General features: G+C 36.2%; 1 protein-coding gene. It reads left to right on the forward strand.

The window, feature by feature from the left end; all coding sequences use genetic code 11:
• Positions 1-222: hypothetical protein (locus KEM10_RS25275; protein WP_212221075.1), on the forward strand; the 222-nt coding region annotated here is incomplete at its 5' end.
• Positions 223-343 lie beyond the last annotated feature (121 nt).

Consider the following 343-nt stretch of genomic DNA (forward strand, 5'->3'; position numbering starts at 1 on the left):
CAAAAGGTGTTGACAAGCAGACTGGAGGTATTGTTAGACTATCTAAAGGTGTTAATAACCACTCTTAAGGTGTTGTTACACCATCTAAAGGTGTTTGTGAGCAGACTGAAGGCATTGATAACTATACTGGAGGTGTTAACCTATTTATTGCAGGCGTTTTTGATCGCACTACATAGTATAAAGCGACACAGGTGGAAATATAGTGGCCAATTATCGGAGTAATTGAATTTTTGGAAAGAATTAATATATTAGTTATATTTAAAACGCTTTTAACCAACAATAAGCTAAAACCTATTTGTGACACTAAATCGAACTATACCAATCAAAGCTGCCGAACACCGGC

Origin of the sequence: Carboxylicivirga linearis (assembly GCF_018271995.1) — a bacterium.
GTDB lineage: Bacteria > Bacteroidota > Bacteroidia > Bacteroidales > Marinilabiliaceae > Carboxylicivirga > Carboxylicivirga linearis.